At 66.3% G+C, this 14,370-nt stretch carries 14 protein-coding genes; 7 read left to right on the top strand and 7 right to left on the bottom strand.

The genetic code is table 11. The annotated features are described in order from the left end of the window. Positions 1-525 (top strand): OPT/YSL family transporter (locus ACSLE4_RS00720; RefSeq protein ID WP_435902573.1); only part of this gene is annotated, 525 nt, incomplete at its 5' end. On the opposite strand, the gene trxB is transcribed toward ACSLE4_RS00720, so the two are convergent. Together trxB and ACSLE4_RS00710 are read right to left on the bottom strand one after the other, a co-directional pair. Beyond that, positions 526-1,488 carry a thioredoxin-disulfide reductase gene (gene trxB / locus ACSLE4_RS00715; protein ID WP_435902572.1) on the bottom strand — a complete coding sequence of 321 codons (963 nt, stop codon included), beginning with the start codon at positions 1,486-1,488 and terminating at the stop codon, positions 526-528. A gap of 84 nt (positions 1,489-1,572) precedes the next feature. Next, complete coding sequence (locus tag ACSLE4_RS00710) at positions 1,573-2,640, bottom strand: mitochondrial fission ELM1 family protein (RefSeq protein ID WP_435902571.1); 1,068 nt, start codon at positions 2,638-2,640, stop codon at positions 1,573-1,575. A gap of 127 nt (positions 2,641-2,767) precedes the next feature. Here ACSLE4_RS00710 and ACSLE4_RS00705 point away from each other — a divergent pair, with 127 nt between their 5' ends. Continuing rightward, positions 2,768-3,277, top strand: coding sequence for an Lrp/AsnC family transcriptional regulator (locus ACSLE4_RS00705; protein WP_435902570.1), 510 nt, complete (start codon positions 2,768-2,770; stop codon positions 3,275-3,277). A 4-nt stretch (positions 3,278-3,281) separates the two neighbouring features. Continuing rightward, positions 3,282-4,322, top strand: a complete 1,041-nt coding sequence (locus tag ACSLE4_RS00700) for an asparaginase (RefSeq protein ID WP_435902569.1) — start codon at positions 3,282-3,284, stop codon at positions 4,320-4,322. On the opposite strand, the gene ACSLE4_RS00695 is transcribed toward ACSLE4_RS00700, so the two are convergent. The 3 genes from ACSLE4_RS00695 to meaB form a co-directional block, all read right to left on the bottom strand. Beyond that, complete coding sequence (locus ACSLE4_RS00695; RefSeq protein WP_435902568.1) at positions 4,319-5,665, bottom strand: TIGR03808 family TAT-translocated repetitive protein; 1,347 nt, start codon at positions 5,663-5,665, stop codon at positions 4,319-4,321. The two genes, ACSLE4_RS00700 and ACSLE4_RS00695, sit on opposite strands and share 4 nt — an antisense overlap. Further along, entirely contained in the window at positions 5,662-6,315 is a 654-nt protein-coding gene (locus ACSLE4_RS00690) for a hypothetical protein (protein ID WP_435902567.1), read from the bottom strand. The genes ACSLE4_RS00695 and ACSLE4_RS00690 overlap by 4 nt, the downstream gene beginning before the upstream one ends. A 68-nt stretch (positions 6,316-6,383) precedes the next feature. Next, positions 6,384-7,388 carry a methylmalonyl Co-A mutase-associated GTPase MeaB gene (meaB, locus tag ACSLE4_RS00685; protein WP_435902566.1) on the bottom strand — a complete coding sequence of 335 codons (1,005 nt, stop codon included), beginning with the start codon at positions 7,386-7,388 and terminating at the stop codon, positions 6,384-6,386. A gap of 105 nt (positions 7,389-7,493) precedes the next feature. Here meaB and ACSLE4_RS00680 point away from each other — a divergent pair, with 105 nt between their 5' ends. Both ACSLE4_RS00680 and ACSLE4_RS00675 read left to right on the top strand, forming a co-directional pair. Then, positions 7,494-7,772: a type II toxin-antitoxin system RelE/ParE family toxin gene (locus tag ACSLE4_RS00680; RefSeq protein WP_435902565.1), complete on the top strand. Its 279-nt coding sequence runs from the start codon at positions 7,494-7,496 to the stop codon at positions 7,770-7,772. A 9-nt stretch (positions 7,773-7,781) separates the two neighbouring features. Then, positions 7,782-8,081, top strand: coding sequence for a HigA family addiction module antitoxin (locus ACSLE4_RS00675; RefSeq protein ID WP_435902564.1), 300 nt, complete (start codon positions 7,782-7,784; stop codon positions 8,079-8,081). Positions 8,082-8,084: 3 nt separating this feature from the next. Here ACSLE4_RS00675 and scpA read toward each other — a convergent pair whose 3' ends face one another. Together scpA and ACSLE4_RS00665 are read right to left on the bottom strand one after the other, a co-directional pair. Further along, positions 8,085-10,244 (bottom strand): methylmalonyl-CoA mutase, encoded by a 2,160-nt coding sequence (gene scpA / locus ACSLE4_RS00670; RefSeq protein WP_435902563.1) that lies wholly within the window; start codon positions 10,242-10,244, stop codon positions 8,085-8,087. Next, a complete protein-coding gene (locus ACSLE4_RS00665) occupies positions 10,245-12,092 on the bottom strand; it encodes a methylmalonyl-CoA mutase family protein (RefSeq protein ID WP_435902562.1) in 1,848 nt (615 codons plus the stop codon). It abuts the gene before it with no gap. A 161-nt stretch (positions 12,093-12,253) separates the two neighbouring features. Between ACSLE4_RS00665 and ACSLE4_RS00660 the strand changes: the two genes are divergently transcribed. After that, entirely contained in the window at positions 12,254-13,837 is a 1,584-nt protein-coding gene (locus tag ACSLE4_RS00660) for a helicase HerA-like domain-containing protein (protein ID WP_435902561.1), read from the top strand. Between the two features lie 39 nt (positions 13,838-13,876). Then, a partial coding sequence (locus ACSLE4_RS00655; RefSeq protein WP_435902560.1) for an ATP-binding cassette domain-containing protein occupies positions 13,877-14,370 on the top strand: 494 nt, incomplete at its 3' end.

Raw genomic sequence — 14,370 nt, 5'->3', positions numbered from 1 at the left:
AGCGCGGATCTGCTGAACGACTTCCGCGCCGGCCATGAGGTGGGTGCGAGCCCGGCGCGGCAGGTGGTGGCGCAATGCGCGGGCGTCGTTATCGGCAGCCTGGTGGGCAGTCTCGTCTATCTCGCGCTCATTACCGATCCCGAGACGCAATTGCTCACGCCGGAATGGCCCGCGCCCGCCGTGGCGACGTGGAAGGCGGTAGCCGAGACGCTGGGCGTGGGGCTCTCCGGCATTCCATACTCGGCGCTGATCGCCATGGCCATCGCCGGCGTGATCGGCATCGTGCTGGCGCTGATCGAGCGGCGCGTCGACGGACATCGGCTCTTGCTGGTGCCGAGCGGCGCCACCCTCGGCCTCGCCTTCGTGATCCCCGCGGGCACGTCGATCACGCTGTTTCTGGGCGCCGCGCTCGCGAGCCTGCTGCACTGGCTCGCGCCGCGCTGGGCCGCGCGCTTCCTGTTGAGCGCGGCCGCAGGGTTGGTGGCGGGCGAGAGCCTGTTCGGCGTCGTGTCCGTGTGGTTCTAGCTACTCGGCCGCTTCGGCGAGGTGATCGATGCCCGCCAGGTGACGCTCCACGTCGAGCGCCGCCATGCAGCCGAGCCCCGCGGCGGTCACGGCCTGACGATAGACGTCGTCGGTGACGTCGCCGGCGGCGAACACGCCCTCCACGCTGGTCTCCGTGGAGCCGGGCTTCGTCTTGATATAGCCGCCGTGTTTCAGCTCGATCTGCCCCTTGAACAGCTCGGTCTGCGGCGAATGGCCGATGGCAATGAAGACGCCGTCTATGGGCATCGTCGTTTCTTCACCGGTCTTCGTGTTCTTGAGCGTGACGCCGGTGACCCCGAGCGGATCGTCGTCGCCCAGCACCTCCACGAGCTGATGATTCCAGATCACATCGATCTTCGGGTTCTGCAGCAGGCGCTCTTGTAGGATCTTCTCGGCGCGCAAGGAATCGCGGCGATGCACCAGAGTGACCTTCTCCGCGAGATTGGAGAGGTACAGCGCTTCCTCGACGGCAGTGTTGCCGCCGCCGACCACGATCACGTTCTTGCCGCGATAGAAGAAGCCGTCACAGGTGGCGCAGGCCGATACGCCATAGCCCTGGAATTTCTGCTCCGAGGGTAGACCGAGCCAGCGGGCCTTGGCGCCGGTGGCGATGATCAGCGTATCGGCGGTGTACTCGGTGCCGCTGTCGCCTTTCAGCCGGAACGGCCGCTGCTTGAGGTCGGCCTCCATGATCGTATCGGCGATGATCTCGGTGCCCACATGCTCGGCTTGCGCGCGCATCTGGTCCATGAGCCAGGGGCCCTGGATCACGTCGGCGAAGCCGGGATAGTTCTCCACATCGGTGGTGATGGTCATCTGGCCGCCGGGCTGAATGCCCTCGATCAGGACCGGCTTCAGCATGGCACGGGCGGCGTAGATGCCGGCCGTGTAGCCGGCCGGACCGGCGCCGATGATGATCACCTTCTCGTGGCGGGAACTCATGAAATATGCCTCTCGATCTGGAGCGGGAGCGGAGAGGTAAGCATGCCCGCGCCCGCGCGCAACCCGTCTGGGGACGGCGGCGTTTTAGGCTTTGCTTTCAAGGCCGAGCGCCTCGCGAATATGTGAGGCGACCACTTCGGTGTCGTTGATCGGCACATAGCGCCATGATTCCAGGCGTCCCTCGAAGGGCCGCGTGGCGCCGCGCTCGCGCATTAGCGCGTGGAAGCGGGAAAGCCGCGTCGAGCGTCCGGGCAGGGCCTGGACATAGACCGGCTTTCCGGTGCCCGCCGCCTCGGTGACCATGTTGACGGAGTCCTCGGTGACGACGATAGCGTCGGCCAGTGACAGGAAGGCGAAATAGGGATTGTCGCCTTTGCCGTCCCAGACGAAGTGCGGCACGCCTGCGATGGCTTGCGCAAGCGCTTCGAGCGTGTCGGTGCGCGTTCGCCGGGACGGCGTGATCAGAAGAGATCCGCCGGTCTCGCGCGCCACGATCGCGAGCTTGGCGCCGAAGCCGGTGGCGGTCTCGGGCGGAAAGCTGAAGGCTTGGCTCTCGCCCCCGAGCAGCACGGCGATGCGCGGATGCGGCAAGTCGGCGATGCGCGGCGCGAATTGGTTTCCCGCTTCGGCGAGGCGCTCCGGCGTCACGCCATGCACGGCGCCGAACGTGGTGATGACGTTCGGGCCCTCGAAATTGTCGTGGGCGGGCGCGGCCACGAGATCGAACAGGCGCGCGGGCACTTTGGGGTTCTGGATGTGCAGCGCGTAGGCGCCCGAGAGGCGCTTGATGGCAAGGGCCATGGGCACGCTGCGGCGGCCGATGGAGATGATCAGCCGCGGCCAAGGCGGCTCCAGCGCGTCGCTCGACGCCGTGGCGCGTAAGAGCGCCTTTGGCGGCAGCAAGATCTGGAACGGTGCCGGCATGAGCCGCATCGCGCCCTTGGGGCGCACCCGTTTCAGCGTGAAGGGCAGACCGACGGCCTCGGCCACGGCGATGCCTTGGGCCTCCATGCCGACCGACCCATCGGTGACGATCCAGGTCTTGTCGGTGCGGGCCTTGCGGCTCTCGGCGATCAGCGCCGCCGCGCCCTCCGCGGCTCCCGCCCGGGCGGCATCGGGGGCACTAAAATTTCCGGAATGGAAAACGCTCAATTTCTTTTCGATTCTTTTGCCGGGAGCACGTAAAGTTGCGCAAAGGCGAAATTTTCAAACCCACAGGCTCGCTCTCGCGCCTTCTAACGCGATGCGCCTGCAATCGTCCAGGGAGCATGGGATCCTTATGCGCGCCGCCCGCCTCGATGCCACGGACTGGCTGATCCTGCGCGAGCTCCAGGCCGACGGGCGCATAACCAATATCGAGCTGGCGCGCAAGGTCGGAATCTCGGCGCCGCCCTGCCTGCGCCGGGTTCGGGCGCTGGAGGAAGCGGGCATCATCGAGGGCTTCACCGCGATCCTCGACGACAAGGCGCTCGGCTTCGACGTATCGGCTTTCGCCATGATCAAGCTGCACAGCCAGGCGGAGGCCGACCTGATCGCCTTCGAGGAGCGGGTCGCGGCCTGCGCAATCGTGCGCGACTGCTACATGCTCTCCGGCGAAATCGACTTTCTCTTGCGGTGCGTGGCGCCGGATTTGAGCGCGTTCCAGGAGTTCATCATTCACGAGCTGACCGCCGCGCCGAATGTGGAAAGCGTGAAGACGACGCTCGTGATCCGCACGTCGAAGCATGCGGCGGGCGTGCCCACGGAGCTCGTGTCGGCGCGCCCGAAGCCTGAGCGCGGGCGCGGCTAGCTCCATGGCATCCAAATCCGCCAATCCGGTCCTCGTCGATGTGTTCCGCGGGGACCGCACCGAAAGTAGCCACCGGGGCGCCATCGCCATCGCCGACACGCGGGGCCGTCTCGTGCTGGCGCTCGGCGACGTGGAGACGCCCGTCTATCCGCGCTCCGCGATCAAGGCGCTTCAGGCGCTCCCGCTGGTGGAGAGCGGCGCGGCGGACGCGTTCGATCTGAGTGACGAAGAGCTGGCCGTCGCGTGCGGCTCGCATTGCGGCGATCGCGTCCATCTCGAGGCGGTGGCAAGCGTGCTGGCGAAAGCGAATCTCCGCGAACGCGATTTGGCCTGCGGGGCGCATTGGCCTTTGAGCGAGGCGACGGCGCGCGAGCTCCTGCGGGCCAGCAGACGCCCGCGCGCGATCCACAACAATTGCTCGGGCAAGCATGCGGGGATGCTCGCCACCGCCGTCCATCTGGGCTTCGACCCAAGCGGCTACGAAACGCCGGACCACCCCGTGCAGGCGATGATCGCGCGAGTCCTTTCAGAGACTTGCGGGGTCACGTTGGGACCGGGAGACATGGGGACCGACGGCTGCTCTCTGCCCACCTATGCGATGCCGCTCAGCAAGCTGGCCCACGGCTTCGCGCGGTTCGGCACGGGCGCCGGGCATTCGCAAGACCGCGCGCTTGCCGCCAAGCGCCTGATGGAAGCCTGCTTCGCCGCGCCGGTGCTCGTGGCGGGGGAAGGGCGGCTCGATACCAAAGTCTTGCGTGGGCTCAGGGGCGCGGCCTTCACCAAAGGCGGTGCGGAAGGCGTGCATTGCGCGGCGCTGCCGGAGCTCGGTTTCGGCCTTGCCTTGAAGGTGGACGATGGCGCGAAGCGCGGCGCGGAGCGGGCCTTGGTCGAGGTCCTCGCCGCCTTGCTGCCAAAGGCGCGCTCAGCGCTGTCCGTCGAGATTGACGGTGAGGTGCGCAACTGGCGCGGCCGGCGCGTGGGCCGCCTGGCGGCGGGCGATGCGCTCAAGGATGCGCTGCAAAGCCTTGCAGACCGGCCTGCCTAGCGGCCGACATTGGCGTAGACCGCGAGGTTGCGAAACGCCTCGGCGCTGTCGCGGGCGAGATCGGGGCCGATGGGCGTCGGTCCTTTCATGGCGCGGATGGCGCCGTCCTTGGCGCCGTCGATGAGATTGTCGGTGATGAGCGCGGTGCCGGCCTCCGGGCTCACCGAGACGCCGATGCCGATATGGGCTTTGCGGATCACGTTGTCGGTCACGCTTACATCGCGCAGATAGTCGCCCCAGCCCACGACAATGCCGTAGGACGGCGCCCCCTCGATGACATTGCCGCTGACCACGCTATCGGCCTCGACGCCGATGCCGATGCCGCGGATTTCGCCCGTCTTGCGCAGGAACAGATTGCGCACGATGTTGCCTTGCACCACCGCGAGGCGGCCGCCCTCGTTGAAGTTGGTGACCGAGATGCCCATGGCCGCGGTGTCCACGATATTGTTGGCGATCACCGCGCCTTCGAAACCGTATTCGGCATAAAGCGCCACTTCGCCGAGCCGCGTGCAGGAGTTCGCCACCATCTGGCAATTGGAGCCGGCGTTGGAGCGGATCGCGGAGAAGGCGCAGTCGGCGATGCGGTTTTGCGTCACCATCACGGAGCCTGCGCGGAAGATATTGACACCATTGCCGTTCTGTCCGCTGCCGCCGCTGTTCGCGGCGATGCGCTCGATGCGGTTGCCGCTCACGATCGTGGCGTCCTCGCCGATCTCCGAACGCCAGACGAGGATGCCGTTGTCGCCGCAATCATGCACATGGTTGTGGCTGATCTCGAGCCCGTCCGCGTCCTCGCTGAACAGCGCCGCCCTGGTGATGTCGCCGAACTCGCAATCGGAGATACGGCCGGATGCTCTGCGCAGCACCACGCCGTCCTCGCTGCTTCCCATGAACCGGCAGTCCGAGACATCGAGATGCGTCGCCTCGGTGGCCTTCAGGAGCGCACCGTTCTCGCCAAGTGCTGCGCCGCCGCCGTCGAGCACTAGGCCGACAAGGCGCACATTGTCCGTGCCTTCCGTCTCCAGGATGGCGCCGCCGGTGATGTAGCGCAGGATCGTGAGCCCGGGCACACCGTGGATATGCGTGCCCGACTTCAGAGTGAGACGCGCGGTGGAATAGGAGCCCGCGGGCAGAAAGAGCGGCGTGCCCGTGCGGGCGGCGGCGTCCGCGGCTTCTTGCAGCGTCGCCGTCTGGCTGATCGCGCCGTCCGCCGGCGCCACGCCATAGGTACTGAAGGCATCCCGGGCGACGTCATCGCGGGCGTTGGCGGCTCGGGGGCCTACCGCCGCGGTCAGTCCGGCGCCGAGGCCGGCCAGCATGACTTCCCGCCGTCCGAGCGTCATGGCCGAGCCTCCGCGGCTTCGTCTGCGCGGTGCGCCGCGTTTGGTCGGCCGGTCTGTACCGCTTCGAGCACGAGAAGCAGCGTGTCTTCGGCCGCGAACAGGAGCGCGTCTTGATGAAGCGTGCCGCCTTGCGCGCGCGTCAGCGGCACATGCACGAACACTGCGTCGCCGCCTTCGCGCTGTGTCCGCGCCAGCGAGTGGTAATAAAGGAAATTGCAGAGATAGCGGCCGCAGGAATGCGAAGCGCGCGCGGCATGTCCTTTCGCGCGCAGACGGGCGGCAAGCGCCGCGATGGGAAGGCGGGTTTCGATCCGCGCGGCGCCGTCGCGTGAAATGGTTCGGCTGTCAGGCTTCACGCCGCAGGCATCGGCGCGGGGCTCGGCGCGGTTATGGGCCGTGCGCTCGAGGCGCAAACCTGTCGCGCGGGCGCTGACGCCGAAGTGAATCGTGACAAGGGGTTGCAGCTCGGCCTGGAGACGCGGTGCGAGCGCTGCCACCGCCGCCCATTCGGTCGGCAGAACGGCCCCATGCGGCTCCCAGCCATGGCCGCGTGTGGTGACGGCCAAGGTCTCGGCCTGCCAGCCGGAGGGGTTCTCAGGCACCCCTGGAAAGGGGCCGAAGCCCGTGAGAAGGACGCGCGGCCTTGCCATGGTCTTGGCTTACAAGGGGCGCGGGCGGAGGGGAAGGGAATTCGCGGGCGTGGTTTACTCGACCCGCTTTACTTGGCCTGCTTCAGCCCGGCCAGCGCGGCGAGTTCGTCGGCCCCTTCAGCCGGGGTAACCTCGCCGGCGCGGACCTTATCTTCGATGTCTTGATATTGCCGCGCGGCCCGGCGACCGCCCTTGAAGGCGGCAAGCAGGCGTTGCTCGAAGATCTCGCGCATCCAGGCCGCCGCCTGATCGGCCCGCCGCCCGTCCAGCACGCCGGATTCTGCGAGGGCGGCGTGGCATTCCTTGATCTTGTCCCACAGCGCATCGAGGCCGGCATTGTCGCGCGCCGAGACCGTCAGCACCGCCGGCTGCCATGCGGCGTTGCTCGCGGCGAGAATGTGCAGGGCCGCGCGGTACTCGGTCGCCGCGCGGTTGGCGCGCTCGATGTTGTCGTTGTCGGCCTTGTTGACGGCAATGACGTCGGCGAGCTCCAGCAGGCCTCGCTTGATGCCTTGCAGCTCGTCGCCGGCACCGGGGATGGCCACCACCACGTACACGTCCACCATGTTCGAGACCGCCGTCTCGGACTGGCCAACGCCGACCGTCTCGACCAGCACCACGTCGAAGCCCGCGGCTTCCGCGATGGCGATGGTCTCGCGGGTCGTCTTGGTCACGCCGCCGAGGCTCGTGCCGGCCGGCGAGGGGCGGATATAGGCGTCCGACTCCGCGGCGAGCCGGCCCATGCGGGTCTTGTCGCCGAGGATCGAGCCGCCGGTGCGCGACGACGTCGGATCGACCGCGAGCACCGCCACCTTGTGGCCTTGGGCGATGAGGTTCATGCCGAGCTGGTCGATGAGCGTGGACTTGCCGGCGCCGGGCGGCCCGCTGATGCCGATACGGATGGATTTCTTCGTCTCGGGAAGAAGCGTCTTCAGGAGCTCTTGCGCGCGGGTCTGATCGTCGGGCTTGGTGCTCTCGATGAGGGTGATGGCGCGGCCTAGCGCCACGCGGTCGTTCGCGCGGACGGCACTCGCCAAGTCTTCCAGACTCTGGGGGCTCTTGCTGCCGGTCATGGCATGCGGGGTAGGGGCAAACCGGCCAAAGCGCAAGATTGATGTGGGTTGATGGCCACGCTAGTATGTGTTACGTAATACATATAATACCCTGGGCCCGCAGGTGTGATCCGTTCGTTCGCTGATCGAGATTCCGAGCGACTGTTCCGGCGAGAGCGGGTCAGCGGATTCCGTTCGTTCGAGCGGATTGCCTTGCGCAAACTTCGGATGCTCGATGCAGCGGCCAACGTGACCGACCTGCGTTCCCCTCCAGGTAATCGACTGGAGAAATTGAAGGGAGACCGAGAGGGCCAATGGAGCATCCGGATCAATGACCAGTGGCGAATCTGCTTCGGATGGGAGGATGGGGATGCGTTCGATGTCGAGATCGTCGACTACCACTGAAGGTGATGCATGACCAAGTTGTTAGCTCCGGTGCATCCGGGCGAGGTTTTGAAAGAGGAGTTCATGGAGCCGCTGGGTTTGAGTGCCAATCGGCTCGCCCGCGTCCTCCGGATTCCGCCAAACCGCATCTCCGCCATTGTGAATGGTGAGCGGAGTGTGACGGCAGATACGGCATTGCGCCTCGCTAAGGCGCTTGGGACCACGCCCGACTTTTGGCTCAGCCTGCAAAAGCAGTACGATCTCGATATCGCACGGGATGCTGCGACAGATCTCGGACGCATCGAACCGATACGTGCGCGCGCCAGCTAGAGGCTACTCCGCCGCTGCCGCTTTCGCGCTGTCGATGCCGAGCTTGCCGAGGATGTCGATGGCGGCGCTGGCGATCGGCGTGCCCGGGCCGAAGATGGCCTTGGCGCCGGCGTCGTAGAGCTCCGGATAGTCTTGGGGCGGGATGACGCCGCCGACCACGATCATGATGTCGCCGCGCCCCTGTTCCTCGAGCGCCTCGCGCAGTGCCGGCACCAAGGTCAGATGTCCGGCGGCGAGCGAGGACACGCCGAGAATATGCACGTCGTTTTCGACCGCCTGGCGGGCGGCCTCTTCGGGCGTCTGGAACAGCGGGCCGATATCCACGTCGAAGCCGAGATCGGCGAACGCGCTCGCGATGACCTTCTGGCCGCGGTCATGACCGTCCTGGCCCATCTTGGCGACCAGGATGCGCGGCCTGCGGCCGTGCTCGGTCTCGAAAGCCTCGATCAGCTCTGCGACACGGGTCATGTTTTCGTCCTTGCGGCCCATCTCGGACTTATAGACGCCGGAGATTGCCGAAACGTTGGCGCGGTGGCGGCCATAGACCTTCTCCAGCGCGTAGGAAATCTCGCCGACGGTCGCCATGACTCGGGCGGCCGCGACGGCGCCTTCCAGCAGATTTCCTTTGCCTGTCTCGGCATATTCCGTGAGGGCGTCAAGGGCGCTCTGGACCGCCGCCTCGTCGCGCTCGGCCCTGAGCCGCTCCAGTTTATCGAGCTGCTGGCGGCGCACGGAGCGATTGTCGACTTTGAGGATGGCGATGTCGGCGTCGCTGTCGGAGCGGTACTTGTTCACGCCGACGATGGTCTGACGGCCGGAATCGATGCGCCCCTGGGTCGCGGTCGCCGCCTGCTCGATCATGCGTTTCGGAATGCCGGCCTCGATGGCTTTCGCCATGCCGCCGAACTTCTCGACCTCTTCGATATGCTCCATGGCGCGCTTGGCGAGATCGTAGGTGAGGCGCTCGACGTAATAGCTGCCGCCCCAGGGATCGATGATGCGCGTAGTGCCGCTTTCCTTCTGCAGCATGAGCTGGGTGTTGCGGGCGATGCGCGCGGAGAAGTCGGTCGGCAAGGCCAGCGCCTCGTCGAGCGCGTTGGTATGCAGCGACTGGGTATGGCCTTGGGTCGCCGCCATGGCTTCGACGCAGGTGCGGACCACGTTGTTGAACACGTCCTGGGCGGCGAGGCTCCAGCCGCTCGTCTGGCAGTGGGTGCGCAGCGCCAGCGATTTCGGGTCCTTAGGCGCGAACTCGTCCATCATGAGCTTCGCCCACAGCACGCGCGCGGCGCGCATCTTGGCGATCTCCATGTAGTAGTTCATGCCGATGGCCCAGAAGAACGAGAGCCGCGGCGCAAAGGAGTCGACGTCGAGGCCCGAGGCGATGGCCGCGCGCACATATTCGATGCCGTCGGCGAGCGTGTAGGCAAGCTCCAGGTCCGCCGTCGCGCCCGCTTCCTGCATGTGATAGCCGGAGATCGAGATCGAGTTGAAGCGCGGCATCTCCTTCGAGGTGTAGCCGATGATGTCGGAGACGATGCGCATCGAGGGTTCGGGCGGATAGATGTAGGTGTTCCGCACCATGAACTCTTTGAGGATGTCGTTCTGGATCGTGCCGGAGAGCTGATCGTGCGGCACGCCCTGCTCTTCGCCGGCGGCGATGAACAGCGCCAGCACCGGCAGCACCGCGCCGTTCATGGTCATGGACACGGACACCTGGTCGAGCGGGATGTGATCGAACAGGGTGCGCATGTCGTAGATGGAGTCGATGGCGACGCCCGCCATGCCCACATCACCCGTCACGCGCGGATGATCGCTGTCGTAACCGCGGTGGGTGGCGAGATCGAAGGCGATGGACACGCCTTGCTGGCCGGCGGCGAGGTTGCGCCGGTAGAAAGCGTTGGAGTCCTCGGCGGTGGAGAAGCCCGAATATTGGCGCACGGTCCAGGGCCGCTGCACATACATGGTGGGGTAGGGCCCGCGCAGATAAGGCGGCACGCCGGGCATGCCATCGAGAAAGTCGAGACCCTGCAAATCGTCCGGTCCGTAAACCGGCTTCACCGCGATATTTTCCGGCGTTTCCCAGGCAGGCGATTCGGAAGCCAGCGCGGGCTCGCGCGGCTCTTCGAAATCGACCTCGGTAAATTTCGGAATCCCGGTCACTCAAGCCCCCAAATTCGCGTAAGCGCCGCGCAAGGTCTCGAGCGCGTCGGCGCCGGCCGAGACGAAGCTCTCGACGCCGGCGGATTTCAGTTCAGCAACCAGATCGCCGGGCTTGCCCGCAAGATAGACGTGCTTGACGCCGGCCTCCTTCAGGGCTTTGGCGGCGTCCGCGCCTTCGCTTGCATAGATCTTGTCGGACGAGCACAGGCAGGCGAGCGATGCGCCCGAGGCCTCGAACGCTTTCAGCATCTCCTCGCGCGACTGCGCCGCCTGCGGCGCGATCGCCTCGATGCCTCCCGCCTCGAACAGGCTCTTGGCGAAGGTTGCGCGCGCGTTGAAGTCCGCGGGCCGGCCGAGACACGCAAGGAAGACCTTTGGGCGCGTACCGTGTGCGGCGAGATAGGAGTCGCTCTGATCGCGCAACGCCTCGAACGGCTCGGCGAGCCGCATGCGATGTAGCGGCTCGGCGGTCCGTTCACCCTCGCATGGCGCGGACGACACACCATCGAGCACGGAAATTTCGGCCTCGGCGAGATCGGGAAAATCGCTGGTGCCGACCAGCGAGTCCTTGCGCCGGGCGATCGCAGCCTCGCGTGCGGCGCGGGCCTTTGCCACTCCGCCTTGGATGACGCCTTGGCGCAGCGCCTCGGCAGGGCCGTCGGCGTTTTCGATCTGCTGGAACAGGGTCCAGGCTTCCAGGCAAAGCGCGCGGGTGAGCGCTTCTAGGGCGCCGGAGCCCGCGGCAGGATCGGCGACCCGATAGAGGTTCGATTCTTCCAAGAGTATGGTCTGGGTGTTGCGGGCGATCCGGCGGGCGAACGCATCGGGAAGTCCGACCGCGGCGCTGAACGGCAGCACGGTCACGGCGTTGGCCCCGCCGACCGCGGCGGCAAGCGCGGCGATCGTGCCGCGCACGATGTTTCCGTGCGAGTCGCGCTTGGTCATCATGCGCCACGCCGTCTCGGCGGTGACGAAGGCCGGTTCCGGCTCCAGTCCGCAAGCCTCCTCCACGCGCGACCACAATTTCCGAATGCTGCGGAACTTGGCGGTGGTGAGGAACTGGTTCTGGTCCGCGGCCAGGCGGAAAAAGATGAGGCGCCGCGCAGTATCGAGCGGGACGCCGCCGTCATGGGCGGCGCGCATATAGGCCAGCGCGGTCGAGAGTGCGAAGGCCAGCTCTTGCGCCTCCGAGCCGCCCGCGGCGTGAACGGGCCTGCCGTCCCCGACCGCGAAGGGCCCCTTGAAACCTTGTTCGACCATTTCGCTCGTGAGGCTCGCGAACACGTTCGCCATGTCGGGCCAGATCACGTTGTTCCAGCCATTGGCGGCAAGCACGCCGATGGGATCGAAACCGAAGCGGATATTGACGTCGCTCGGGGCGAGGCCGCGCTGCTGCACAAGATTGGCAAGCATCAAGGCGGCGTCTTTGCAGAGCGGGCCAAGCTGAAGCTCGACGGGGACGCCCCACTCGAAGTGCACGTCCTCCAACGCTTCTTTGAGAACGGCTTCGGACGGCGGCAGGCCATGGCCGTAATCGCCGGCCGAGCCCTGGAACACGAGGCTGAGGCCGCTGGCGCCGTTGTTCAAGTCTTCGAGGATTTGACGGTTGGCCGTCTTGCCGTCGGCGATGTCGACACGCTGAATGACCTCCCACGGCGTGCCTGGGGCCCGTCCGGGCACGACGTCCGCATCGCTCGCCCGGCCATAGAGCGGCTCGATGACGATGCCGTCATAGCTCTTGGATTCGAGCGAGGCGAAGGGCGCGCCTTTCAGCGCCTTTTCCACCAGCGCCTTCCAGGCCGCTTCGTCGGCGGGCGGAAAGTCGCGGGCCAGGGGGAGTTCAGCCATCTCTACTAACCCTAGAATGGTTCTCGCTTTTTTTCCTAGCACGAAGCTCGCGCGGCGAGAAACCCGTGGGATGTTGGCGGGATTGCGCCCATAGGCCATCTTGGCGTGGGGCTTGTGCAGCCGTTAAAGTGCCGCAGGCCAAGCGAGGGGGAAGAGCGGCAATGGCGCGAAAGAGAACACCATCCAAGACGGCGGCGGCAAAGACGAAAGCTGCCGCCGATAGTGCAGAGGATGCGGCAGAGATCGTCGCCAAGCTCGATCCCGAGCAGCTCCCCGAGGAGAGCGTCTATCTCGGCCAGAGCGTCAAGCCGGAGTTCATCCTGCTCAAGCTCGCCAACCGGCACGGGCTGATCACGGGCGCCACCGGCACCGGAAAAACCGTAACCCTTCAAGGCCTTGCGGAAAACTTCTCGGATCAGGGCGTGCCGGTGTTCTGCGCCGACGTGAAGGGCGATCTCTCGGGCGTGGCCGAGATGGGCGTGGCCAAGGGGTGGATCGAGGAACGCGCCAAGCTGATCGGCTACGACGTGGAGTTCAACGCGCACCCCGTGATCTTCTGGGACCTGTTCGGTGAACAGGGCCACCCAATCCGGACCACCGTGACGGAATTGGGCCCGTTGCTCCTGTCCCGGTTGATGGATCTCAGTGAGGCGCAAGAAGGCGTGCTCAACATCGCTTTCCGGATCGCAGACGATGAGAAGCTGCCGCTGCTCGATCTCAAGGACCTGCAGTCCCTGCTTCAGAACCTGGCGGAGCGCGCAGGCGAGCTCACCACGAAATACGGCAATGTCGGCAAGTCCTCGGTCGGCGCCATCCAGCGCTCGCTGCTGGTCTTGGAGCAGCAAGGCGGGGAGCACTTCTTCGGCGAACCTGCCTTGAAGATCGACGATCTGATGCGCACGGCCTCGGACGGGCGCGGCTACATCAGCGTGCTCGTGGCCGACAAGCTGATGCAGAGCCCGCGCCTGTATGCGACTTTCCTCCTGTTCCTCATGTCGGAGATGTTCGAGGAGCTGCCCGAGGTGGGCGATCCGGAAAAGCCGAAGCTCGTGTTCTTCTTCGACGAGGCGCATCTCTTGTTCCGCGATGCGCCCAAGGCGCTTCTGGAGAAGGTCGAGCAGGTGGTGCGCTTGATCCGCTCCAAAGGCGTCGGCGTTTACTTCGTGACGCAGAACCCGATGGACGTGCCCGATACGGTGTCGCGTCAGCTGGGTAACCGGGTGCAGCACGCGCTCAGGGCCTTCTCGCCGCTCGAGCAGAAAGCGGTGAAGGCCGCGGCGACGACCTTCCGCGCCAACCCCGCTTTCGACACCGAAAAGACCATCATGGAGCTCGGTATCGGCGAGGCCCTGGTGTCGAGTCTCGACCGGAAAGGCCAGCCGACCATGGTCGAGCGCACCTTCATCAAGCCGCCGTCGTCCCAGGTCGGCCCTCTGACCGCGGCGGAGCGCAAGGCGGTGATCAAGGAAAGCCCGGTCGCCGGCGAATATGACGAGGTCGTGGACCGCCATTCGGCGCATGAGATCTTGCAGAAGCGCACAAAGGCGCACGCGGAGGAGGCCGCTGAAGCCGAAGCGTCCGGAGGCAAGACTGCGGCGCGCAAGAGCTCCGGCGGCTCGCGCAGCGACGGCTTCTGGACGACGCTCGGCAAGTCCATCGCCCGCTCCGTGGTGCCCATGGCGACCCGGGTGCTGGAGGACGCTATCAAGCGAAACGCGTTCGGAGGGATCTCGCGCCGCCGCTAAAAGCGTGACCTCAGGCCATCCTGTGCTATCACGCCGCCCATGTTCACCCTCGATGATATCTCGCTGCGGCTTGGCGGCCATCTCATTCTCGATCACGCCTCGGCATCCCTGCCGCCGAAGGCGCGTGTCGGCCTGGTCGGCCGCAACGGCGCCGGCAAGTCCTCGCTGCTGAAGCTGATCGCCGGTCAGCATGAGCCCGATACCGGCCGTATCGAGGCGCCGTCGGCCCTGCGCATCGGCTATCTGGCGCAGGAAGCACCAAGCGGAACGGCCTCGCCGTTCGAAACGGTGCTGGCGGCGGCCACCGAGCGCGCTGCGCTGATGGACGAAGCCGAGCACGCGGTCGATCCGCATCGCATCGCCGAGATCCACGAGCGGCTCAATGCCATCGACGCCCATGGGGCGCCGGCGCGGGCCGCGCGGATCCTCGCCGGTCTCGGCTTCTCGGAGGAGGCGCAACACCGGCCGCTCGATGAGTTCTCGGGCGGCTGGCGCATGCGCGTGGCGCTGGCGGGGCTGTTGTTCTCCGAGCC

The organism is Methyloceanibacter sp. (genome assembly GCF_051306395.1).
Lineage (GTDB): Bacteria > Pseudomonadota > Alphaproteobacteria > Rhizobiales > Methyloligellaceae > Methyloceanibacter.
The sequence above is the reverse complement of the archived record's forward strand: the minus strand, read 5'-3'. Positions and strand labels throughout refer to the sequence as shown.

What these genes read in the sequence shown, in the direction of transcription:
- ACSLE4_RS00665 (WP_435902562.1), bottom strand. Translation starts at nt 12,092, where the DNA reads ATGGCTGAACTCCCCCTGGCCCGCGACTTTCCGCCCGCCGACGAAGCG.
- ACSLE4_RS00675 (WP_435902564.1), top strand. Translation starts at nt 7,782, where the DNA reads ATGACCAAGTTGTTAGCTCCGGTGCATCCGGGCGAGGTTTTGAAAGAG.
- ACSLE4_RS00700 (WP_435902569.1), top strand. Translation starts at nt 3,282, where the DNA reads ATGGCATCCAAATCCGCCAATCCGGTCCTCGTCGATGTGTTCCGCGGG.
- ACSLE4_RS00690 (WP_435902567.1), bottom strand. Translation starts at nt 6,315, where the DNA reads ATGGCAAGGCCGCGCGTCCTTCTCACGGGCTTCGGCCCCTTTCCAGGG.
- ACSLE4_RS00705 (WP_435902570.1), top strand. Translation starts at nt 2,768, where the DNA reads ATGCGCGCCGCCCGCCTCGATGCCACGGACTGGCTGATCCTGCGCGAG.
- ACSLE4_RS00660 (WP_435902561.1), top strand. Translation starts at nt 12,254, where the DNA reads ATGGCGCGAAAGAGAACACCATCCAAGACGGCGGCGGCAAAGACGAAA.
- ACSLE4_RS00695 (WP_435902568.1), bottom strand. Translation starts at nt 5,665, where the DNA reads ATGACGCTCGGACGGCGGGAAGTCATGCTGGCCGGCCTCGGCGCCGGA.
- trxB (WP_435902572.1), bottom strand. Translation starts at nt 1,488, where the DNA reads ATGAGTTCCCGCCACGAGAAGGTGATCATCATCGGCGCCGGTCCGGCC.
- meaB (WP_435902566.1), bottom strand. Translation starts at nt 7,388, where the DNA reads ATGACCGGCAGCAAGAGCCCCCAGAGTCTGGAAGACTTGGCGAGTGCC.